Below are 21,719 nucleotides of genomic sequence, written 5' to 3' on the forward strand. Positions count from 1 at the left end.
AATAAAATGTCTAAGGGACAGCTCTGATCAACCAAACCATTTCTTCCAAAGAGAAGGTTTGGTCGGTTTCTTTTCTTCCTCCCAGAGATCTGCAAAAGCAGATCGGAGGTCCTTGTCAGTAGTGGTAACTGGTGCATCTGTATGAATCACGAGCCCAAAAGGAGAGGAGTCGTGTTCCTCCGAAACAATAGTCGCCTGGCAACCAAATTCTTTTGCTTGTTTTAGATAGCTCAACTGGACGCTAGAATCAACATTTGGAGAAATCTTTACAAAGAGAGGGCTAGCTTGTTCATTCAATCTTTTCAGCACCTTCAAAAAGCCCTTCTGAAGCTGAGGACTATTGCTTGTTTTTAAATCGGCATATCCTAGAACGCGCTCTTCAAACGTACCTAGAAAGCGACGCTGTTCATCAGGATTTAATTTTAGGCCACCGTTAGCCTTTTCCATAATTTCTTTAGATAGATCAGTCATAAGAATAGTATATCATACTTTAGGTTGAAAATGCCAAACGAATAAAGGCTGATCCAAACAAAAAGAAAGCGATTTCTTGATAAAGTTAAGGAAAATCTGCACAAAGATAACGTTTTTTCTTGAAAAACGCGTATTTTTAAGGTATCATAGAGGTGTAAAAAATTTAAACTCAAAGGAGAGTAAGAAATGTCAATTATTACTGATGTTTACGCTCGCGAAGTCCTAGACTCACGCGGTAACCCAACACTTGAAGTAGAAGTTTATACTGAATCAGGTGCTTTCGGACGTGGTATGGTTCCATCTGGAGCTTCTACTGGTGAACACGAAGCAGTTGAACTTCGCGATGGTGACAAATCTCGTTACGGTGGTCTTAGAACTCAAAAAGCTGTTGACAATGTAAACAACATCATTGCTGAAGCAATCATCGGTTACGATGTTCGTGATCAACAAGCTATTGACCGTGCAATGATCGCTCTTGACGGTACTCCTAACAAAGGTAAATTGGGTGCGAACGCAATCCTTGGTGTGTCTATCGCTGTAGCTCGTGCTGCTGCTGACTACCTTGAAATCCCACTTTACAGCTACCTTGGTGGATTCAACACTAAAGTTCTTCCAACTCCAATGATGAACATCATCAACGGTGGTTCTCACTCAGATGCTCCAATCGCTTTCCAAGAGTTTATGATCTTGCCAGTTGGTGCACCTACATTTAAAGAAGCTCTTCGTTACGGTGCTGAAATCTTCCACGCTCTTAAGAAAATCCTTAAATCACGTGGTTTGGAAACTGCCGTAGGTGACGAAGGTGGATTCGCTCCTCGTTTCGAAGGAACTGAAGATGGTGTTGAAACTATCCTTGCTGCGATCGAAGCTGCTGGATATGTACCAGGTAAAGACGTATTCATCGGATTTGACTGTGCATCATCAGAATTCTACGATAAAGAACGTAAAGTCTACGACTACACTAAATTCGAAGGTGAAGGCGCTGCTGTTCGTACATCTGCAGAACAAATCGACTACCTTGAAGAATTGGTTAACAAATACCCAATCATCACTATCGAAGATGGTATGGATGAAAACGACTGGGAAGGTTGGAAAGCTCTTACTGAACGTCTTGGTAAGAAAGTTCAATTGGTTGGTGACGACTTCTTCGTAACTAACACTGACTACCTTGCACGTGGTATCCAAGAAGGTGCTGCTAACTCAATCCTTATCAAAGTTAACCAAATCGGTACTCTTACTGAAACTTTCGAAGCTATCGAAATGGCTAAAGAAGCTGGTTACACTGCCGTTGTATCACACCGTTCAGGTGAAACTGAAGATTCAACAATCGCTGACATCGCAGTTGCAACAAACGCAGGACAAATCAAGACTGGTTCACTTTCACGTACTGACCGTATCGCTAAATACAACCAATTGCTTCGTATCGAAGACCAACTTGGTGAAGTAGCTGAATACCGTGGATTGAAATCATTCTACAACCTTAAGAAATAATCTAGTTAATTAGATACAAAAGATCCTTGAGTTTTCTCAAGGATCTTTTTTTGTATTGGGCCTACAAAAAATCCTCAACTAGATAGTTGAGGAATCGTTTTATTAGAACAAGCCTTTGATTTTATCAACAGCACCGCTGACGAGATCGTTTCCAGCAACAAGAGCTTTGGCTTGTTCTAGGTAGTCACCAAGGTTATCCTTGTTGTCATCGATAAATTTTTTAGCATCATCGAAATCTTTCTTTTCAATCATTTCTTTGACTTGGTTAAACAAATCCATTGGGTTCATGAGGCTTCTCCTATAAACTATTTATTAATATCACTATTTAATCATTTTTCAACCAAACTAGCAAGCGTTTTGATTCTTAGTTGAAGAGGACGCAAACCGCCTCTGGTACGTAGAAATCATGTCTCAATTCAGTCAATCTACCACTCGTATTGTCGCGTTTAAAAACAGTAGCATTGTCTGAATCTTGATGAACTGCAATGAGGTATTCTTGGTCTGGACTAAGAATGAAATCGCGTGGATTGAGTCCATTGGTTGGAACGATTTCAAGAAGCACTAGGCTACCATCTGCCAAGATTTCATAGACTGCAATGGAGTTATGGGCCCGATTAGAGGCATAGAGGAATTTCCCATCCTCGGAGAGGCGAATAGCAGCAGCCCATTTTTGACCTTCATAATCTTCTGGTAGAGTTGAGATGGTTTGGAAATGTTCAAAGTAGCCAAGTCCATCATAGAAAAGGACATCGATGGTGGCGTTTAATTCATTAATCAGGTAAGCCGTCTTGTAATGAGAATGAAAAATGATGTGTCGCGGACCAGCACCTGGAGCAGTTTGGTAGGTTTGAGCTTCTGTCAGTTTTCCAAGATCATCGACTTGGTAGACCACGACTTGATCAGTCCCCAAATCACAAGTAATAAGCAGTTTATCAGGAGTGAGATCTGCATAGTGAACATGGGGACTGGCTTGGTTTTCGTGAGGTCCAGAACCCTGATGAGTGGCTTGATCGACCAAGGTCAAATGCCCATCCTCATGGATGCGATAAGAGAGGACTTGTCCCTTGTGATAGTTAGCTCCATAGACCAACCCACGCGCTTCATCAACAGAGACATAACAGAGGGGGGCTCCTTCATCGACGACGTGATTAATCAACTGGTGATCAGGGTTAAAGCTCGCAATGCCGCCAAGACCCTCTTCGGCTCCTACACTGTATAAGAAACCAGCTTTTGAAAAAGCGAGATAGGTTGGATTTGGCTCTTGAGCAACTAGTTGCAAGTCGCTAAGCTGACCAGTTCTTTCATCGAAGGAAGCTTTGTAAATTCCTTTGGAGTCTCGTTTGGTATAGGTTCCGAAATAAATATCTTGCATCACATGCACCTCGACTTTGTTGATAGCTCCATTATAACAGAAAAGAAGGGGATGGAAAACGATTAGGTGAAGGATTGAGGAGTTCAGGAACAAAATGTACCTCACCTTTGGCTATACCGTGAAATTATGAACTAAAAATGCTAAAATAAAAACAGATTGAAAACGAAGGAGATTCCTGTGGAACATAAAGAAAAAGATTTTAGTTTATCCTGGTTTTTTAAATGGTTTGTTGATAATAAGGCCATTACTGTTTTCTTAGTAGCCTTGCTAATGGGATTAAATATTTTAGTTCTGAGCAAGATTAGTTTTATTTTTACACCGCTGTTAGAGTTTGGAGCAGCGGTCATGCTACCCGTCATTATTTCAGGCCTCCTCTATTATTTGTTAAATCCAATTGTTGATTTTTTGGAAAGGCACCGAGTTAAGCGGATTATTGCGATTTCCATCGTCTTCATCTTGATTGCCCTTCTCATTTTATGGGGCTTGGCCGTCGCTATTCCAGCCATTCAGCGTCAGGTGCTCAGTTTTATGAAGAATCTGCCAGATTACTTGGAAAAGGCCAATATGACCATTGATGATTTCTTAGACAACAAAGTGTCGCCAGAAATCAAGCCTCAACTGGATGAATGGACCAGCCAGTTGTCAGAGAATATTACTAGCTGGGCGAGTTCCTTTTCTGCCCGTGCAGTCAACTGGGTCAGCAATCTGATTGCGGTCGCCTCTCAGGTCATTATTGCTCTGATTATTATGCCTTTCATCGTCTTCTACCTCTTGAGAGATGGAAAGAACCTGAAAGGGCAGATCATCCGCTTCTTACCAACCAAGATTCGCGAATCAGCAGGCAAGGTGCTGTCTGATGTCAATACACAATTGGCCAATTATGTCAGAGGTCAGATCACTGTTGCCATCATCGTAGCTTTGATGTTCATTCTATTGTTTAAGATCATTGGACTTCGTTACGGAGTGACACTTGGTGTAACCGCTGGTTTTCTGAACTTGATTCCATACTTGGGTAGTTTCTTGGCTATGCTCCCAGCCTTAGTCTTGGGCTTGGTGGCAGGACCAGAGATGTTTGTCAAAGTCGTTATTGTCTTTATTGTTGAGCAAACCATCGAGGGACGTTTCGTTTCCCCACTTGTCTTGGGTAGTCAGCTCAATATCCACCCGATCACGATTCTGTTTGTATTGATTACTTCTGGCTCTATGTTTGGAATCTGGGGAGTCTTCTTAGGAATCCCAGTTTACGCTTCAGCTAAAGTAGTTATCAGTGCTCTATTTGAGTGGTACAAAGATGTCAGTGGCTTGTACGAAAAGGACGAAATTGAGGAAATTCAACGTGAAGAATAGTCAAAAAATTCTAAAAGCAATTGAGAAACAAGAGTTAGATCGCTTGCCGGCTTATTTGGAAAAGGCTTTGCTAGAAGACGATCCAGCAACCTTGTTAGAATTGGGCCAGTATTTTGAAAGTATCGGTTTTTATCCTGAAGCCAAGCAAACCTACTTGCATCTAAGAGATGATTATCCAGAGGTTTATCTGAGTCTAGCGACCATTGTAGCCGAGGATGGTCTAATGGAAGAAGCCTTTACTTATTTGGAAGAAATCCCTGAAAGTTCGGAATGGTATTTAGCCAGTCTCCTAGTCAAGGCGGACCTCTACCAAAGTGAGGGGCTTGCAGATGTGGCTCGGGAAAAGCTGATGGAAGCAGCGACTCTTTCAGATGATCCGATCATTCAGCTTGGCTTGGCAGAGATTGATCTGGAACTCGAAAATTACCAAGAAGCCATTCAAGAGTATGCTCAGTTAGACAACCGCCTCATTTTAGAAGAAACAGGCATTTCTACCTATCAGCGGATCGGCTATGCCTATGCGAATCTAGGTCGGTTTGAGGCTGCCATTGAGTTTTTAGGAAAGGCCTTGGAAATCGAGTTTGATGACCAGATTGCCTTTGAATTGGCAACCCTTCTCTATGACCGAGAAGAGTATCAACGGGCGCTGATCTACTTCAAGCAGATTGACACACTGTCACCAGATTTTGAAGGGTATGAATACGGCTATGCCTTGGCTCTACAAGCTGAGAATGACCGAAAAACAGCGCTAGCGATAGCAGAGCAGGGGATCCAAAAGAATCCTTTCGACGCCTACCTCCTCCTTCTAGCTTCCCAGTTGGCCTACGAGTTGCACCAGCCAGAAAAGGCAGAAAACTATCTGTTAGAAGCCAAAGAAGTAGCTGAGGACCTTGAAGACATCGCCCTTCGCCTAACAACCCTTTATTTGGAACAGGAACGCTATGAAGACGTCCTTGAATGGCAAGAAGTGGAAGTGGAGAATGTCGTCACCCGCTGGAATATCGCTCGTGCCTTGGTAGCACTCGAAGAGGTTGAAAAAGCAGAACCAATCTATGAAGAGCTCTACCCAGATTTGAAAGAAAATCCAGAGTTCTTAGAAAGCTATAGTTTCCTCTTAAGAGAGTTGGGGGATATTGCAAAAGCCCGGGAAGTGGCAGAAGGCTATTTGCAGCTAGTGCCAGATGATGGGCAAATGCAAGCTTTCTATGAGAGGTTGCTAGAAGAATAATTAAATGACCCAGGTGGAGCGGGATCCGAACAAGTGTGTATCATTGTTCTGGCCCGCTCTTTTTTAATCAGTCTTTCTGTTATTGTCCTTGAGAATATGGTATACTGGAAGGGCTAAAAAGAAGACAAGATGAATGAGGGAGAAAAAATGGAACCGGTGAAATTGTTTCAATACAATACCTTGGGGGCTTTGATGGCAGGTCTCTATGGGGGATCCTTTACCATTAAAGAATTACTAGAGCACGGAGATTTAGGAATTGGGACCTTGGACTCAATCGATGGCGAATTGATCGTCTTAGATGGTAAGGCTTATCAAGCTAAGGGTTCAGGAGAGGAACCAGAGATTGTGGAAGTATCTCCAGATGCGACCGTCCCTTATGCGGCCATTGTTCCCCATCAGGCCGAAGTGATTTTTCGGCAACGCTTTGAAATGACAGATGAGGAATTAGAGGCTCGCATTGAATCTTATTATGATGGCGAAAATCTGTTTCGTTCGATTAAGATTCATGGTGATTTTGCAAAAATGCATGTGCGCATGATTCCCAAATCGACCTCGGAAACCAAATTTGCAGATGTGGCGACCCATCAGCCAGAATTTACACGAGAAAATGTTACAGGAACCATTGTTGGTTTTTGGACGCCAGAGATGTTTCATGGGGTCAGTGTAGCAGGCTATCACCTTCACTTTATCTCAGATGACCATACCTTCGGGGGGCATGTCATGGATTTTGTCATCAAAGAGGGCATCGTCGAAGTTGGAGCCATTGATCAATTGGACCAACGCTTCCCCGTCCAGGACCGCCAGTATCTCTTTGCCAAGTTCAATGTTGACCAGGTCAAAGAGGATATCACCAAATCAGAATAAAACAAAAGGGCTGAGATGATTCTCAGTCCTTTTACGTTGTCTACTCGCTGATGCGCATAGATTTGATCTTTTCTTCTTCAGGTGTGACCCGTAGGGTTTTTTGACCGGTATAGGTTACAAAGCCAGGTTTTCCTCCGGTTGGTTTGTTAAGTTTTTTGGTTTCAATCATGTCGACTTGGACCAGATTGGACAGGCGTCCCTTAGAGAAATAGGCTGCCAGCTCAGCTGCATCGGTTTTGACCTCATCTGAAGGATTGAGGTTACCTGTAATGACCACGTGACTACCTGGAATATCCTTAGCGTGGAACCAGAGTTCGTCCTTTTTAGCCATTTTGAAGGTCAATTCTTCGTTTTGAAGATTATTCCGGCCGACCAGGATAATGGTTTTGCCGTCTGATGCTAAGTACTTCTCTGGTTTTTTCCGTTTATGGATTTTTTCTCGATTACGTCGTTTGATAAAGCCTGTTTGGATCAGCTCTTCGCGAATCTCGGCTACTTCAGAAAGGCTGGCTTGGGCCAGAGCGGTCTCGACCGTCTCTAGGTAGGAGATGGTTTCCTTGGTTTCCTGGATGAGAGAGGTCAAATGTTTGACGGCCTCTTTTAGCTTTTGGTAACGCTTGAAGTAGCGTTGCGCATTTTGACTGGGGGTCAAGGCCTTATCCAAGGCAATGGTAATAGGCTGGTTGGTATAGTAGTTGTCTAAGGTGACTTGGTCTTGATCATTTGGGACTTGATGGAGGAAGGTGGTGAGCAGTTCGCCTTTTTGACGGAATTCTTCGGCATTTTCTGTCGCTGCTAGTTCAGCTTCCTGTTTGGCCAATTTTTTCCGGTTCTTTTCTAGGTCATTGTCCACCTTGCGGATCAGTTCCCCAGCTTGTTGCTGGACCCGGTCGCGCTCAGCCTTGTCCAAGTAGTAGTGGTCGAGTAGATCCGATAAGGTCTCGAAGGTCTCCTCATGGCTATCAGCAAAAGCGAGAGCAGCAAAAGATTTTTTTGTTAGACGGGGATCTGTTGGAGCTTTAAAGAAAGCTCGGAAGGTTTTTAATTTTTCTCCCGTTTCTAATCGACTGGCCAATTCTTGAGCAGTATCTCGACCAAGACCCTGGAAATGGGTTTGAAGGTTTTTTGGTGTCAACTCTTCTCGGTGAAGAAAGGCAAATAAGGCTTCGTCTTTAATGGTAAAGGGGTTGACCGCTTCGGTTTTTGGAGGAGCTACATAGGTAGAACCTGGCAAGATGGTCCGGTAGCTGTTTTGTGAGAAGCCCACATGCTTGATCGCTTCGATGATTTTTCCAGTCGCCTTGTCCAGAAGAATGATATTGCTGTGCTTACCCATGATTTCGATGATCAGGGTCACAGATATATCATCTCCAATCTCATTTTTATTAGAGACGGCAATTTCTAAAATACGGTCATTCTCCAGTTGCTGGATCTGCTCAATGACTGCCCCTTGGAGATACTTGCGCATGACCATGATAAAGGTATTAGGGAAGGCAGGATTCTCAAAATTGGTCTGGGTCCGTTGAATCCGACCAAAAACAGAATGGGAAGACAGCAAGAGTTTTTGATTCTTGCGGTTGCTACGAATTTGTAAAACCAACTCTTGTTCAAAGGGTTGGTTAATTTTTTGGATGCGACCATATAGGAGTTCGCTTTGTAATTCATTCACCATATGGTGTAAAAAAAATCCATCAAAAGACATGGGGTTCCTCAACATTCTAGACTAGTTCTAGTAAATTATATCAAAAAAGTGCCTGAAAACCCAGTAAGAAGGCGGTTTTCAATCCTTGTAAAAGCATCCGTTAGAAAATGAATTTTCAGGAAATGACGAACGTTTTCAAAAAAAACATAAAAAAGTATTGACAAGGCTTACGGAAACATTTACAATGGATTCAATTAGAAAAGTAATAAATGAAAATTTAATAGAGAGCTCACGGTTGGTGGAAGTGGGTAGTGGACATTTATGAAATTGGACTAATGATGAGATGAATTTGAAACAATAAAAATTCGGTCGGCACACCTTATCGTGCAACTTGTTGCTAGACAAGACAGAGATATGGGGGGAGTATATCCATTTTCCCATAAGTGAGGTGGCACCGCGATGACACGTCCTCACATAGCTATAGCTATGTGTGGGCGTGTTTTTTGTTTCAAAAAGAAGGGAGAAAAGAAGATGAAGAAACGATGGCGACTCAGTCTTTAACAAAGATGCTAGAAAACGAAAAAATAAATAATTGAGGTAAATATAATGAAAAACAAACGTGTATTGGGAATGATCGGTGCTTTGCTAGCTATTATTTTAGTAGCTGTTGTTTATCCAATGTTAAACAATAAAAATGATGCCAATAAAGCAGATGGAACTAAAAAGGTAAAAGTCGGTGTCTTACAGTTGGTCAGCCACCCATCGCTAGACGAAATCTACAAGGGGATTCAAGATGGCTTGGCTGAAGAAGGCTACGATAAGGACAAGATTGAGATCGAATTCCTCAATGCGGAAGGAGACCAAAACAAGGTTGCAACCATGAGCAAGCAATTGGTCCAAAACAACAACGACGTCTTGATCGGAATCGCAACCCCATCTGCTCAAGGTTTGGCTAGTGCGACTAAGGACAAACCAATCGTCATGGGTGCTATCACAGACCCAGTTGGCGCTAACTTGGTCAAAGATTTGAAAAAACCAGGTGGCAATATCACAGGAGTATCTGACCACAACCCAACGGAACAACAGTTGAAGTTAATCAAAGAGTTGACTCCAAACGTGAAAACAATCGGGGTTCTTTACTCAACTAGTGAAGACAATTCAAAATCTCAAGTAGAAGAATTTACAAAATTGGCTGAAAAAGCAGGCTACAAGGTGGTCCCTTATTCAGTCCCTTCTACAAATGAAATTGCTTCAACGGTTTCTGTCATGACTGGTAAAGTAGATGCCATCTGGGTTCCAATCGACAACACCATCGCTTCAGCCTTCTCAACGGTAGTCGAAGCAAACAAAACAGCTAAAAAACCAATCTTCCCAAGTGCGACAGCCATGGTCGAAGCTGGTGGTTTAGGTTCAGTCGTTGTCGACCAACACGATCTTGGAGTGGCAACTGGTAAAATGGCTGCGAAAATCTTGAAAGGTCAAAAACCAGCGGATACACCAGTCGAAATCTTTACAGATGGTAAATCTGTCATCAACAAAAAAGTGGCAGAAGAATTAGGTATTACCATTCCAGAATCTGTCTTGAAAGAAGCTGGACAAGTCATCGAATAAAAACAAATTGAATAACAAGAATGGCAAGTGAAGGAAAACAGGATTCACTTGTCATTTTTTATAAAATCTGATAAACTAGAATGTAATTGAATAGAAATCTGCAAGACTAGTACCTCAAGGGAAGTGCAACAGGGAGAAGAGCCGTGACTGAAAGCTCTTTGCATGAAAGCTGAGTGAATTCACTTGCGCAAGGATTTAGAAATTAAGGTCTGAGTTTCAGATAAAAAACGGATGGTACCGCGTGTCAACGCTCCGAATATGGGTGTGGCGCGTGGTTTTTTCTATGTCTGAGTGAAGACCATGATGGAGGAAATATGTCAACGATTGAAGAACAATTAAAAGCGCTTCGGGAAGAAACGCTGGCAGCTTTGAAGCAGATCTCTGCTGAAAACGAAAAAGAGATGCAAGAGTTACGCGTCTCTGTCCTTGGGAAAAAAGGATCTCTGACTGAGATCCTTAAAGGGATGAAAGATGTCTCTGCTGAAATGCGTCCGGTTATCGGGAAATACGTCAATAAAGCGCGTGATGTCTTGACGGCTGCCTTTGAAGAAACAGCCAAGCTTTTGGAAGAAAAGAAAGTCCAAGCCAAATTGGCTAGTGAAAGTATCGACGTGACCCTTCCTGGACGTCCAGTCGCTAGCGGTCATCGTCATGTCTTGACCCAAACTAGTGAAGAAATCGAAGATATCTTTATCGGGATGGGCTACCAAGTCGTCGATGGGTTTGAAGTCGAAAAAGACTACTATAACTTTGAACGCATGAACCTTCCAAAAGATCACCCAGCGCGGGATATGCAGGACACCTTCTACATCACAGAAGAAATCTTGCTTCGGACCCACACATCACCAGTTCAGGCGCGGGCGATGGATGCGCATGACTTTAGCAAGGGGCCTTTGAAGATGATCTCTCCAGGGCGTGTATTCCGTCGTGATACTGACGATGCGACCCACAGCCACCAGTTCCATCAGATCGAAGGTTTGGTTGTTGGGAAGAACATTTCTATGGCAGACCTTCAAGGAACGCTTCAGTTGATCGTGCAAAAGATGTTTGGTGCAGAACGCCAAATCCGTCTGCGTCCTTCTTACTTCCCATTTACTGAGCCTTCTGTTGAGGTCGATGTCTCTTGCTTCAAATGTGGTGGAGCGGGATGTAATGTATGTAAGAAGACCGGTTGGATCGAAATCATGGGGGCCGGTATGGTTCACCCACGCGTGCTTGAGATGAGTGGCATTGATTCAACAGTCTATTCAGGATTCGCCTTCGGACTTGGTCAGGAGCGTGTAGCCATGCTTCGTTATGGAATCAATGATATCCGTGGCTTCTATCAAGGAGATGTTCGTTTCTCAGAACAGTTTAAATAATCATGTTAGTTAGAGTAAAAATCGACCAGGTACAGACCTTACGTGACCTAGAGGTGGAAACCTATCGGGATACCTTCGGTCCCTATATTGTTGAGAAAGATTTGGAAGACTACTTCTCCACCGTGCTTTCTTTGGAGCAAATCGAGAAGGATCTGCAAAATCCGGAGTCCGAAACCTATTTTGTCCTCAATGAAGAACAAGAAATCTGTGGTTTTCTCAAGATCAACTGGGGCCAAGCACAGACCGAGCCAGTAGAGATGGACAAGGCCTTTGAGATTCAACGGATCTATGTCAAAAAGGAATGGCATGGGGCTGGTTTTGGCAAGGAAATGTTTATCTTTGCGCTGGATCAAGCCAAGAGCCGGGGCTTTGAGTGGGCCTGGCTAGGTGTCTGGGAACGCAACTTTAAGGCGCAAGATTTTTACTATCGCTTTGGTTTTGAACGATTTAGTGAACACCAGTATGTTACCGGAGATACCGTGGATACAGACTGGTTGTTGAGAAAGAAATTGACCTAGAAGGAACAAGAAACTTCTATTCTAGAGAAGGGGAGATTATTAGACCTTCCTAAGCTAGCCTCGAGCTGGAAAACACAAAATGAAAGGATCAAAACGAGGGTGGATGGAGATCTAGGAAAGATAACTAGATTTCTGCTTGACCCTTGGTATCTTACATATGTTAGTTAGTTATAAATGGTTAAAAGAATTGGTGGACATTGATGTTCCATCACTAGAGTTGGCTGAAAAAATGTCAACCACAGGGATCGAGGTAGAAGGTGTGGAATCACCTGCTGCTGGTCTCTCAAAAATTGTCGTCGGAGAAGTCTTGTCTTGTGAAGATGTACCAGAAACACACTTGCATGTCTGCCAAGTCAATGTAGGTGAAGGAGAAGCCCGTCAAATCGTCTGTGGAGCACCAAATGTGCGCGCAGGCATCAAGGTCATGGTAGCTCTTCCAGGTGCTCGCATCGCGGACAACTACAAGATCAAAAAAGGGAAAATCCGTGGTTTGGAATCTCTCGGAATGATCTGTTCACTTGGTGAGTTAGGCATTTCTGACTCAGTTGTACCAAAAGAATTTGCAGATGGGATTCAAATCTTGCCTCAAGATGCTATTCCAGGTGAGGAAGTCTTCTCTTACCTAGACTTGGATGATGAAATTATCGAACTTTCCATCACTCCAAACCGTGCAGACGCTCTTTCTATGCGTGGGGTAGCACACGAAGTAGCAGCGATTTATGACAAGGCAGTCAATTTCAAAGACTTTGCTTTGACTGAAACAGACCAATCCGCAGCGGATGCTCTTTCTGTCAGCATTGACACAGACAAGGCGCCTTACTATGCTGCTCGTATCTTGGACAATGTGACCATCGCACCAAGTCCACAATGGTTGCATAACCTTCTCATGAATGAAGGTATCCGTCCGATTAACAATATAGTTGACGTAACAAACTATATCTTGCTTTACTTTGGTCAACCGATGCATGCCTTTGATTTGGATACCTTTGAAGGGACTGACATCCGTGTCCGTGAAGCGCGTGCAGGTGAGAAATTGGTGACCTTGGATGGGGAAGAACGTGAGTTGGAAACAAGTGACCTCGTGATTACGGTTGCTGACAAACCAGTAGCCCTTGCAGGTGTCATGGGTGGTCAGGCTACAGAAATCTCTGAAAGCTCTAGTCGTGTTGTCCTTGAAGCAGCTGTCTTCAATGGCAAATCGATCCGTAAGACTAGCGGTCGCCTCAACCTTCGCTCTGAATCATCTTCTCGCTTTGAAAAAGGAATCAATGTGGCAACCGTCAATGAAGCCCTTGATGCGGCAGCGAGCATGATTGCTGAGCTTGCAGGTGCAACCGTGCGTAAGGGCATCGTTTCAGCAGGCCAGCTTGACACTTCTGATGTGGAAGTTTCTTCTACACTTGCAGACGTTAACCGTGTCCTCGGTACAGAGCTTTCCTACGCAGATGTCGAAGATGTCTTCCGTCGTCTTGGATTTGGTCTTTCTGGAAACGCTGAAGCCTTTACTGTCAGCGTTCCTCGTCGCCGTTGGGACATCACTATCGAAGCGGACCTTTTTGAAGAAATCGCACGTATCTATGGTTATGACCGCTTGCCAACCAGTCTCCCAAAAGACGATGGGACAGCAGGTGAGTTGACTGCGACACAAAAACTGCGTCGTCAAGTTCGGACGATTGCTGAAGGAGCAGGATTGACAGAAATCATCACTTATGCTCTTACAACTCCTGAAAAAGCCGTTGAATTTACGACTGCGCCAAGCAACCTAACTGAGCTCATGTGGCCAATGACCGTGGACCGTTCAGTCCTCCGTCAAAATATGGTTTCTGGTATCCTTGATACAGTTGCCTACAACGTAGCGCGTAAGAACAAAGACTTGGCTCTTTATGAGATTGGAAAAGTCTTCGAGCAAACAGGTAATCCAAAAGAAGACTTGCCAAATGAAATCAACAGCTTTGCCTTTGCTTTGACGGGCTTAGTTGCTGAAAAAGACTTCCAGACTCCAGCTGTTCCAGTTGATTTCTTCTATGCTAAGGGAATCTTGGAAGCCCTCTTTGCTCGCTTGGGTCTTGAAGTGACTTATACAGCAACCTCTGAAATCGCTAGCCTCCATCCAGGACGTACAGCCTTGATCTCACTTGGTGATCAAGTAGTCGGTTTCCTCGGTCAAGTGCACCCTGTTACGGCTAAGGCTTACGATATTCCAGAAACTTATGTGGCAGAGCTTAACCTTTCAGCTATTGAAGCAGCCCTTCAACCAGCGGCTCCATTTGTGGAAATTACTAAATTCCCAGCAGTCAGCCGTGATATCGCCCTTCTCCTAAAGGCAGAAGTGACTCACCAAGAGGTGGTTGATGCCATCCAAGCTGCAGGCGTGAAACGTTTGACAGACATCAAACTCTTTGACGTCTTCTCAGGTGAAAAACTAGGAGTTGGAATGAAGTCCATGGCCTATAGCTTGACTTTCCAAAATCCAGAAGATAGCTTGACAGACGAAGAAGTCGCACGCTACATGGAAAAAATCCAAGCTTCACTTGAAGAAAAAGTCAATGCAGAAGTGCGTTAAATCGTAAAAAAATGAAACAGTTGAGAATTTCTCAACTGTTTTTTTCTTACAGAATTTGCAAGTTATCTGGCTTAAAACCCTATAAAAATAAAGAAATTCCTTTAAGTACTCAAAATATCCATGTCAACCATCCTTCTATTTTTGACAAATATTTTTATTTTCTTGACAAATATACTTGTCAAAAAGAAAAAGAAGTGTTACAATGATTTTAGTTGAAAGAAGGGGAGGTTTCTTATGGGAGCCATATGGATTCTTTTTATCCCTTTTCTGATTATCATTTATGCAAGCTCAGAAAAGAAGATAAAAAGGTTGAACAAACGCATTAGACGATTAGAAAAACAAGTGAAAGGAAATCAAGACATGTCTAGAATTTTAGAAGAATTGAAAGGCCAAACGGCCACTGTTACAGTGAGTGGTGTTGGATTCGAGTATGAAATTTTGGATATCGACGAAGATTGGGTCAAACTGACTCGTGTGAATAATAAACAACAAAGAGAGACAAAATTAGTTCGCATCGAAGATATTCAAGGTATTCAACTATAAGGGGGCGAAAGCCATGATCTTAAAAAATAGACTGAAAGAGCTGAGGGCGCGTGATGGGCTCAATCAATCCGAGCTAGCCAAGCTAGCAGGGGTCTCGCGCCAGTCCATCAGTCTCTTGGAGCGGGGGGAATACACCCCCTCGGTTATTATTGCCATCACCATCGCCCAGATTTTCAAGGAACCGGTGGAGAATGTCTTTAGTCTAGTAGAGGGAGAAGAATAAAAGTGAAAAAGAAGTTAAAAGAAAGGTCAGCCCGTTTTCGTTTTTGGAGAAACATGGCCATGATCCTTTCAGGTGTTATCGTTGGTTTTTTGACAGGTTATTTTGGTTCAGACCATCCTATTGAATTCCAAAAGCTTTTTGATCGAGATATGCTCTATATAGGGTCAATTATTTTATATCTGGTGATCTTCGGAATTGCGTCTACTTATCTCTTGTCGTCCCGCCAGTCTTATCGGATGATGGAGGAGGCAGAAGATGAAGACGAAGCCTACCGTTATGAAAGCCAAACGAGAAGAATCTATGACTTGGCTACGATGTTCAAAGGCGTCATGATTGTTCCCTATCTATTAGTGATTTTCTTCTCTTGCCAAAAACTAGTCTATGAAGAAAAACTAACAGGTGCTTTTGGGAAATACACCATCCCGCTTATTTTCCTTGCTTTGCTCCTTCTTACTTTTGGACTGGAACATCAGTTTCGAAAAACCTTCAAACAGATTTCTGGAAAAGCAATCCCACGCAATGCTAGTGGGGCAGAAGTCCGTGAACTAATAATGAGCATGATAGATGAGGCAGAGAAACAAATTTGCTATGAGGAGAATTACGATATTGTCTTCAAGTTAAGCAATTATGTCTTACCGATTTCCTTGATGGTGATATTCTTATTTGGCATTGCTTTCCAGGCAGATATCTTGTTAGCATTAGTAGTTGTATCACTGATTTATGTCTATATCTTGGTCTCTCAGTACAAGATTACCAAACGTTACTATAAAGAGTAGAGGAGTTTTCTATGTTAGAAATTAGAAATTTAGAAAAGAGCTTTGGCAAAAAGCAGGTCTTGTTCGGCATTGACTTGACTGCAAAAAAAGGATCCATCTTAGGTTTGATCGGGAAGAACGGAGCAGGGAAGACGACAATCTTCCATAGTATCCTCCGCTTCCTAGAATACAGTGGCGATATCCAATTGGATGGCAAAGCAATCAGTCAAGAAACCTATAAGGAAATTGGATACCTGCCAGAAGAGCGGAGCCTTATGCCTAAGTTGACCATCTATGAGCAAGTTCGTTACCTTGCCAATCTCAAAGGCATGTCAACAGCTGAGGTCAAGGAGAAACTTCCGATCTGGATGGAAAAACTCCAAGTAAAAGGAAAATTAACCGATAAGATCAAGAGCCTCTCAAAAGGGAATCAGCAAAAGGTGCAATTGATTATTACCATGATCCATGAACCAAAATTGATCATCCTAGATGAGCCTTTTAGTGGACTTGATCCTGTCAATACAGAAGTCCTCAAGCAGGTCATCTTTGAAGAAAAAGAACGCGGTGCAACTATTATCTTCTCAGACCACGTCATGACCAATGTGGAAGAACTCTGTGATGAGTTGGTTATGATTCGTGATGGATCTGTGATTCTTTCAGGTCCCGTACAAGAAGTTCGCAATAGCTTCGGGAAGACTCGTCTCTTCGTATCCAATGACTTCAGTAAAGAGGAGTTGGAAGTGCTGCCTCACGTGACCAAGGTGACCATGACCAAGCAAGGCCTGTGGAAGTTGGTATTGGATGATGAAACAGCAGGTCCGGACCTCTTTGATCAGTTGACCAAGGGTCGCTATCTAGCAACCTTTGACCAACAAGCCCCAACCATTGATGAAATCTTTAAACTAGAATCAGGAGTAGAAGTATGAAACAGATGCTGATTGTTATCAAAGAAACTTATTTACGCCAAGTGAAATCATGGAGCTTTTTACTGATGGTGCTTACTCCCTTTCTCTTCTTCGGATTGACGATTGGAGTGAACTATTTCGTCGGATCTTCTACATCTGCGAAAAGCAACATCGCCTTGATTACAGATCAAGCTCCTGTCAAGGAAGTCTTGAAAGGGACCGATGGCTTGTCCTTTGACTATAAGGATGAAGCAGCAGCTAAGAAGGGCATGAAAGAGGAAGAAATCAAGGGAATCCTCACAGTTGTAGAAAAGGATGGCCAGCTAGAGGCTCGCTACCAGAGTGAGGATGCCATGAAGCCAGGTTTCAAAGCAATCCTTATGGCTAAATTGAGTCAGGTCCAACAAATGCTCAATGTTTCTAAAGCGGATTTAAGCCAAGAGCAGTTAGCAGCCCTTTCGCAACAGGTCTCATTGATTGAAAAAATTGATGAGAAGAAAGAAGGGCTGAAAATGGTGCAGACCGTGGTAGCTGGAGGAATCGGTTTTCTTATCTACATGATTCTGATGTTTTATTCAGGTATCACTGCTCAAGAGGTAGCCAGTGAAAAAGGGACCAAGATTATGGAAGTGGTCTTCTCAAGCATTCGCGCAACTCACTATTTCTATGCTCGCATGATTGGTCTTTTCGGAGTCATTTGTACTCATATTGGTATCTATGCAGTCGGATTGGGAGGCGTTTGGATTTTTAGAGACTCCATTCCTCTTGTGAAAGATATCTTATCTCCAGACTCTCCTATCACCCAACATATTGGACAATCCATTTCCTTGAATACCTTATTCTTGATCATTCTTGGAATCTTCATGTACGTGGTTCTTTCAGCTTTCCTAGGTTCAACAGTTGCTCGTCCAGAAGATACAGGAAAAGCGATTTCGCCACTGATGATGTTAGTGTTCTTTAGCTTCTTTGGAGTAACCACCTTGGGTAGTGCAGGAGATGTCCTTCTGTTGAAGATTGGATCATACATTCCATTCATTTCAACCTTCTTCATGCCATTCCGTACCATCAATGGCTATGCAAGTGGACTTGAATCATGGGGATCATTCGGAATTGCCTTGGCCTTCACGCTCCTCGGCACCATGATCATTGGAAAAATCTATTCTAGCCTCATCTTACAAACGGATGACCTAGGCTTGGTCAAAACAGTCAAAAAAGCTTTGAGTTATCGCTAAAAGAGACACCTTCAGTGGATACTGGAGGTGTTTTGCTTTGTGAAATCATTGCTGTTTGGCCTTCTTTCCTTTATAATGAAAGAAGAATAAAAAGGAGGCGGACATGAACTATATTGAGTTTGCTGAAAATGAGCATCTGTCTACGATTGTCCTTGGGATGATGCGGATCAGTCAGATGAGTGAAGATGAGGTGGAGGCCTTGGTGGAAGCAGCCTTGTCGATTGGAATTAACACTTTTGATCTGGCGGATATCTATGGCGATGGCCAGTGTGAGGTCCTGCTTGGGAAGGTTCTCAAGCGCCGTCCGGATCTTCGGGACCAGATGTGGATCCAGTCCAAGTGTGGCATTCGCAAAGACGGCTTTACCTATTTTGATTTTTCGAAGGACTATATTTTGGACTCTGTCGACGGCATCCTCGAGCGTCTGCAGATCGAGCGCTTAGATAGTCTCCTCCTTCACCGACCGGATGCCCTCATGGAGCCTGAAGAAGTAGCGGAAGCTTTTGATCAGTTGGAGCAAGCGGGCAAGGTCCGTCATTTTGGGGTGTCCAATCAAAATCCAATGATGATGGAATTGCTTAAGACGGCTGTCAAACAACCTCTCAAGGTCAACCAGTTGCAGTTGAGTGCTGCCTTTACACCGAGCTTTGAAGCTGGTTTTCATGTCAACATGGAAGGGCCGAAAGCAGCCGTTCGTGATGGTAGTGTCTTTGAGTATTGTCGCTTAACTGATACGGTGATTCAAGCCTGGTCTGTCCTCCAGCATGGCTATTTCAAGGGGAATTTTGTCGGCAAGGAAGAGTTTGCGGCCCTCAATCATGTCCTCAATGACTTGGCGAAAAAATACCAAGTCACACCGACAGCCATTGCCCTCGCTTGGGTCCTTCGCTATCCAGGTAAGATGCAGTCCGTCATTGGAACGACCAAGCCCCAGCATGTCCTTGAAGCAGGAAAAGCAACAACAGTCACTTTGACGCGCAAGGAATGGTACCAAATCTACCTGGCTGCGGGAAATGATTTGCCTTAGAATAATGGTTATCAAACCAGATTCCACTCTTATCGGTGGACTGGTTTTTTGTTTTGTGGTTTTCAGATTTTTCTTGACAAGTCTTTCTTTTTTATGGTATTCTTTAGGCAACAAGTGTTGCGCAACGAATGTTGCGCGAAAGGAGTCTTATGCCACCAAAGGTTAAATTTAGTAAAGAGGCTATCATTGGGACAGCTTTACAATTGGTGAGAGAAGAGGGAATGGCTAGTTTGACAGCTCGAGCATTAGCAGAGAAACTGGGAGCCACACCGAGAGTCATTTTTGGGCAATTTGCTAATATGGCTGAGTTACAAGCAGAGGTTATTGCTGCGGCGGAGATGGTCGTGGTGGAGTATATTCGCAAGGCCTTAGAAGATGAAAAGCCTTTTCGATCTGTCGGGGTTGCTTATATCCTTTTCGCCTCAAAAGAGCCCCAACTCTTTCAATTGCTTTTCCAAAATCCTAGCAAAGATCCGATTCGTCGCTTTCAAGATTTTCTTCCCATGAAGGATCATAGTTACCAATTGGTTCTGGATTCGATTGTTGCAGACTATCCTTTGACTGTAGAAGAGGCTAGTCGCTTGTACCAGCATCTATTTATCTACTCACACGGGATGGCCTCAATGGTTGCTTCTGGTATTTATCAGTTCAGCATGGAAGAAGTGATTGGATTACTGACAGAGGTTTGTCAATCTCTCATTAAAGAAATGGTAGGAAAGAAATGATTCAACTAGAAAATGTGCACAAAAGTTACGGCCAAACCAAGGTTTTAAAAGGGATTGACTTGCAGATTCAAGACCAGGATGATGTGGTTATCCTTGGTCCTTCTGGATCGGGAAAGTCAACTCTCTTAAATGTGTTATCAGGCTTAGAAAAGGTAGACGAAGGGCATATCCTCATTCAAGGACAAGATTTATCGCAACTCACGGATGCTCAATTGACAACTTTTAGACGTGAGAAGATTGCCTTTATTTTCCAGCAGTATTATCTATTGCCGAATCTAACGGTTAGACAAAATGTAAAGATGGGGGCAGACCTAGCAAACAATCAAGATTTTTTGCAGATCATCGAGGATTTGGGGCTTGGTGATAAGCTGGATAAGTATCCAAGTGAATTATCTGGTGGGGAACAGCAGAGAGTCTCCATTGCTCGTGCCTTAGCCAAAAAGCCAGAGATTCTTTTTTTAGATGAGCCGACGGGGGCCCTGGATGAAGAAACGGGGCGCAAGATTCTCGACTATATCTGGAAGTTGAAGGAAAAGCTAGGCTTTACCCTCATTATGGTGACGCACAACCAAAATATTGCGGATATGGCCAGAACCATCATTCGCGTCAATAGTGGCAAGATTACCCAAGTTGTGACCAACGATCAGCCTCAGACTGCCTATGAGATTGGATGGTAAACCATGTTTTCAGTAAAAGATATTCGAAAATTAGTTGTCGTCAGTATCATTGGAGCTTGTGCAGTCTTTGTGGCCAATCTCTTCTTGAATTTTTACCTGGATATCGAGCAGTTGGAGATTTCCAAAACCAATCCCATGATTCAGACCTACTATGATGCCCAGGTTTCGCTTTCCTGGATGGTGGCCATGGTCAGTGGGGTCGTCTTGTCCTTGACGTCGATCCTTCTCATGTGTTTTTATATCAAACAATTTGTCGATGACCACAAGGAACAATTAGGGATTTTAAAGGCTTTAGGCTATAGCAATGGCCAGTTGGCGAAACGATTTTGGGCTTTTGGACTCAGTTTTGGAGTTGGAGCACTTCTTGGCTATTTCGCTTCTTTTCTTATGATGGGTCATTTTTATGACTTTCGCAATGAGAAGGGGATTCTGCCAGAAATTACCATTCATTTTCATTGGCAGCTCTTGCTTGCTTTGGTGGTGTTGCCAACGACCTTCTTTATGGTTCTTGCGATTGGTTATGCTAGAAGACAACTACAAACGCCGGCCCTTCGCTTATTGAAAAAATCTCCAACACCGATTAAGGTCAAAAGGAGAAAAAGGGCTCCTAAAAAAGAGAAATCCTTCCTAAAAGAGCTGTCTTCGTCGCTGATTTGGGGGAGAAAATCGATCCTGTTTTTTGTGGTCTTTGGCTCCATGTGTTTCGCGGCCATGGTTCAATTGTCTTTTGGCCTAAGGGACTACACAGATGACATCATTCAAACGATGATGATTATGATTGGTTTGATCCTTTCTTTCTCGATCCTCTTTTTGTCATTGGGAATTGTGGTCTCAGAAAATCGCGAAACCTTGGCCTTGATGAAGGCATTTGGCTACACCGATCGTGAATGCCAAAGTCATATTCTCGCTCCCTATCGTTTCTGGGCTTATCTAGGATTTGCCCTTGGGACGGCTTATCAATATGGCATCATGGAAATCTTGATTGGTGTGATCAAAGATACGGTACCTGAAAAGATTGAGCACAACTTTGACTGGAATGTGTGCTTTTGGACCTTGCTTAGTTTTGCGGTGGTTTATGAAAGCCTCTTTTATCTATCCAACAGAAAACTCCAAAAACAAACCATCAAAGAAGTGCTTTTAGCAGAATGATCAGAAAAGGTTGGC

General features: G+C 43.2%; 21 protein-coding genes and 1 other annotated feature. Of the genes, 17 read left to right on the plus strand and 4 right to left on the minus strand.

Features of this window, described 5'->3' with window-relative positions; translation table 11 throughout:
- Positions 1-27: 27 nt before the first annotated feature.
- On the minus strand, positions 28-471 hold the full coding sequence (locus HMPREF9421_RS05185; RefSeq protein WP_006595949.1) for a DUF1694 domain-containing protein: 444 nt from the start codon (positions 469-471) through the stop codon (positions 28-30).
- Between the two features lie 186 nt (positions 472-657).
- On the opposite strand from HMPREF9421_RS05185, the gene eno reads away from it, so the two are divergent.
- Positions 658-1,962, plus strand: a complete 1,305-nt coding sequence (gene eno, locus HMPREF9421_RS05190) for a surface-displayed alpha-enolase (protein WP_006595950.1) — start codon at positions 658-660, stop codon at positions 1,960-1,962.
- A gap of 102 nt (positions 1,963-2,064) precedes the next feature.
- Here the strand turns inward: eno and HMPREF9421_RS05195 are convergent, their stop codons facing one another.
- Positions 2,065-2,250, minus strand: a complete 186-nt coding sequence (locus tag HMPREF9421_RS05195; RefSeq protein ID WP_006595951.1) for a hypothetical protein — start codon at positions 2,248-2,250, stop codon at positions 2,065-2,067.
- A 76-nt stretch (positions 2,251-2,326) separates the two neighbouring features.
- On the minus strand, positions 2,327-3,337 hold the full coding sequence (locus HMPREF9421_RS05200) for a lactonase family protein (RefSeq protein ID WP_040803235.1): 1,011 nt from the start codon (positions 3,335-3,337) through the stop codon (positions 2,327-2,329).
- Positions 3,338-3,511: 174 nt separating this feature from the next.
- On the opposite strand from HMPREF9421_RS05200, the gene HMPREF9421_RS05205 reads away from it, so the two are divergent.
- From HMPREF9421_RS05205 to budA, 3 genes are all read left to right on the plus strand, one after another.
- Complete coding sequence (locus HMPREF9421_RS05205; RefSeq protein WP_006597368.1) at positions 3,512-4,681, plus strand: AI-2E family transporter; 1,170 nt, start codon at positions 3,512-3,514, stop codon at positions 4,679-4,681.
- A complete protein-coding gene (locus HMPREF9421_RS05210; RefSeq protein ID WP_006595954.1) occupies positions 4,671-5,909 on the plus strand; it encodes a tetratricopeptide repeat protein in 1,239 nt (412 codons plus the stop codon). The genes HMPREF9421_RS05205 and HMPREF9421_RS05210 overlap by 11 nt, the downstream gene beginning before the upstream one ends.
- Before the next feature lie 147 nt (positions 5,910-6,056).
- Positions 6,057-6,773, plus strand: a complete 717-nt coding sequence (gene budA / locus HMPREF9421_RS05215) for an acetolactate decarboxylase (RefSeq protein WP_040803238.1) — start codon at positions 6,057-6,059, stop codon at positions 6,771-6,773.
- Between the two features lie 40 nt (positions 6,774-6,813).
- Here budA and HMPREF9421_RS05220 read toward each other — a convergent pair whose 3' ends face one another.
- Positions 6,814-8,475 carry an Rqc2 family fibronectin-binding protein gene (locus HMPREF9421_RS05220; RefSeq protein WP_006595956.1) on the minus strand — a complete coding sequence of 554 codons (1,662 nt, stop codon included), beginning with the start codon at positions 8,473-8,475 and terminating at the stop codon, positions 6,814-6,816.
- A 180-nt stretch (positions 8,476-8,655) separates the two neighbouring features.
- Positions 8,656-8,890 (plus strand) — a binding site (T-box leader).
- 155 nt (positions 8,891-9,045) lie between these two features.
- Here HMPREF9421_RS05220 and trpX point away from each other — a divergent pair.
- The 13 genes from trpX (at position 9,046) to HMPREF9421_RS05285 (ending at position 21,704) form a co-directional block, all read left to right on the plus strand.
- Positions 9,046-10,026, plus strand: a complete 981-nt coding sequence (trpX, locus tag HMPREF9421_RS05225) for a tryptophan ABC transporter substrate-binding protein (RefSeq protein ID WP_398578235.1) — start codon at positions 9,046-9,048, stop codon at positions 10,024-10,026.
- A 314-nt stretch (positions 10,027-10,340) separates the two neighbouring features.
- Entirely contained in the window at positions 10,341-11,387 is a 1,047-nt protein-coding gene (gene pheS, locus HMPREF9421_RS05230) for a phenylalanine--tRNA ligase subunit alpha (RefSeq protein ID WP_006595958.1), read from the plus strand.
- 2 nt (positions 11,388-11,389) lie between these two features.
- Positions 11,390-11,905 (plus strand): GNAT family N-acetyltransferase, encoded by a 516-nt coding sequence (locus HMPREF9421_RS05235; protein ID WP_006595959.1) that lies wholly within the window; start codon positions 11,390-11,392, stop codon positions 11,903-11,905.
- 157 nt (positions 11,906-12,062) lie between these two features.
- Positions 12,063-14,468, plus strand: coding sequence for a phenylalanine--tRNA ligase subunit beta (gene pheT / locus HMPREF9421_RS05240; protein WP_006595960.1), 2,406 nt, complete (start codon positions 12,063-12,065; stop codon positions 14,466-14,468).
- A gap of 234 nt (positions 14,469-14,702) precedes the next feature.
- The gene (locus HMPREF9421_RS11130) at positions 14,703-15,011 is read left to right on the plus strand and encodes a hypothetical protein (RefSeq protein WP_006595962.1); all 309 of its coding nucleotides are present in this window, start codon (positions 14,703-14,705) and stop codon (positions 15,009-15,011) included.
- 13 nt (positions 15,012-15,024) lie between these two features.
- A complete protein-coding gene (locus HMPREF9421_RS05250) occupies positions 15,025-15,234 on the plus strand; it encodes a helix-turn-helix transcriptional regulator (RefSeq protein ID WP_003002675.1) in 210 nt (69 codons plus the stop codon).
- A gap of 53 nt (positions 15,235-15,287) precedes the next feature.
- Complete coding sequence (locus HMPREF9421_RS05255) at positions 15,288-16,010, plus strand: DUF3169 family protein (RefSeq protein ID WP_006597367.1); 723 nt, start codon at positions 15,288-15,290, stop codon at positions 16,008-16,010.
- A gap of 11 nt (positions 16,011-16,021) precedes the next feature.
- On the plus strand, positions 16,022-16,915 hold the full coding sequence (locus tag HMPREF9421_RS05260; RefSeq protein ID WP_006595964.1) for an ABC transporter ATP-binding protein: 894 nt from the start codon (positions 16,022-16,024) through the stop codon (positions 16,913-16,915).
- Complete coding sequence (locus HMPREF9421_RS05265) at positions 16,912-18,126, plus strand: ABC transporter permease (protein WP_006595965.1); 1,215 nt, start codon at positions 16,912-16,914, stop codon at positions 18,124-18,126. The genes HMPREF9421_RS05260 and HMPREF9421_RS05265 overlap by 4 nt, the downstream gene beginning before the upstream one ends.
- A gap of 103 nt (positions 18,127-18,229) precedes the next feature.
- A complete protein-coding gene (locus HMPREF9421_RS05270; RefSeq protein ID WP_006595966.1) occupies positions 18,230-19,153 on the plus strand; it encodes an aldo/keto reductase in 924 nt (307 codons plus the stop codon).
- Between the two features lie 149 nt (positions 19,154-19,302).
- Positions 19,303-19,878 (plus strand): TetR/AcrR family transcriptional regulator, encoded by a 576-nt coding sequence (locus HMPREF9421_RS05275; RefSeq protein ID WP_006597407.1) that lies wholly within the window; start codon positions 19,303-19,305, stop codon positions 19,876-19,878.
- Positions 19,875-20,555 (plus strand): ABC transporter ATP-binding protein, encoded by a 681-nt coding sequence (locus tag HMPREF9421_RS05280; protein ID WP_006595968.1) that lies wholly within the window; start codon positions 19,875-19,877, stop codon positions 20,553-20,555. Before HMPREF9421_RS05275 ends, HMPREF9421_RS05280 begins: the two co-directional genes overlap by 4 nt.
- A gap of 3 nt (positions 20,556-20,558) precedes the next feature.
- Positions 20,559-21,704: an FtsX-like permease family protein gene (locus HMPREF9421_RS05285; protein WP_006595969.1), complete on the plus strand. Its 1,146-nt coding sequence runs from the start codon at positions 20,559-20,561 to the stop codon at positions 21,702-21,704.
- The last annotated feature ends 15 nt before the right edge of the window (positions 21,705-21,719 follow it).

It is taken from the genome of Streptococcus australis ATCC 700641 (genome assembly GCF_000186465.1).
Lineage (GTDB): Bacteria > Bacillota > Bacilli > Lactobacillales > Streptococcaceae > Streptococcus > Streptococcus australis.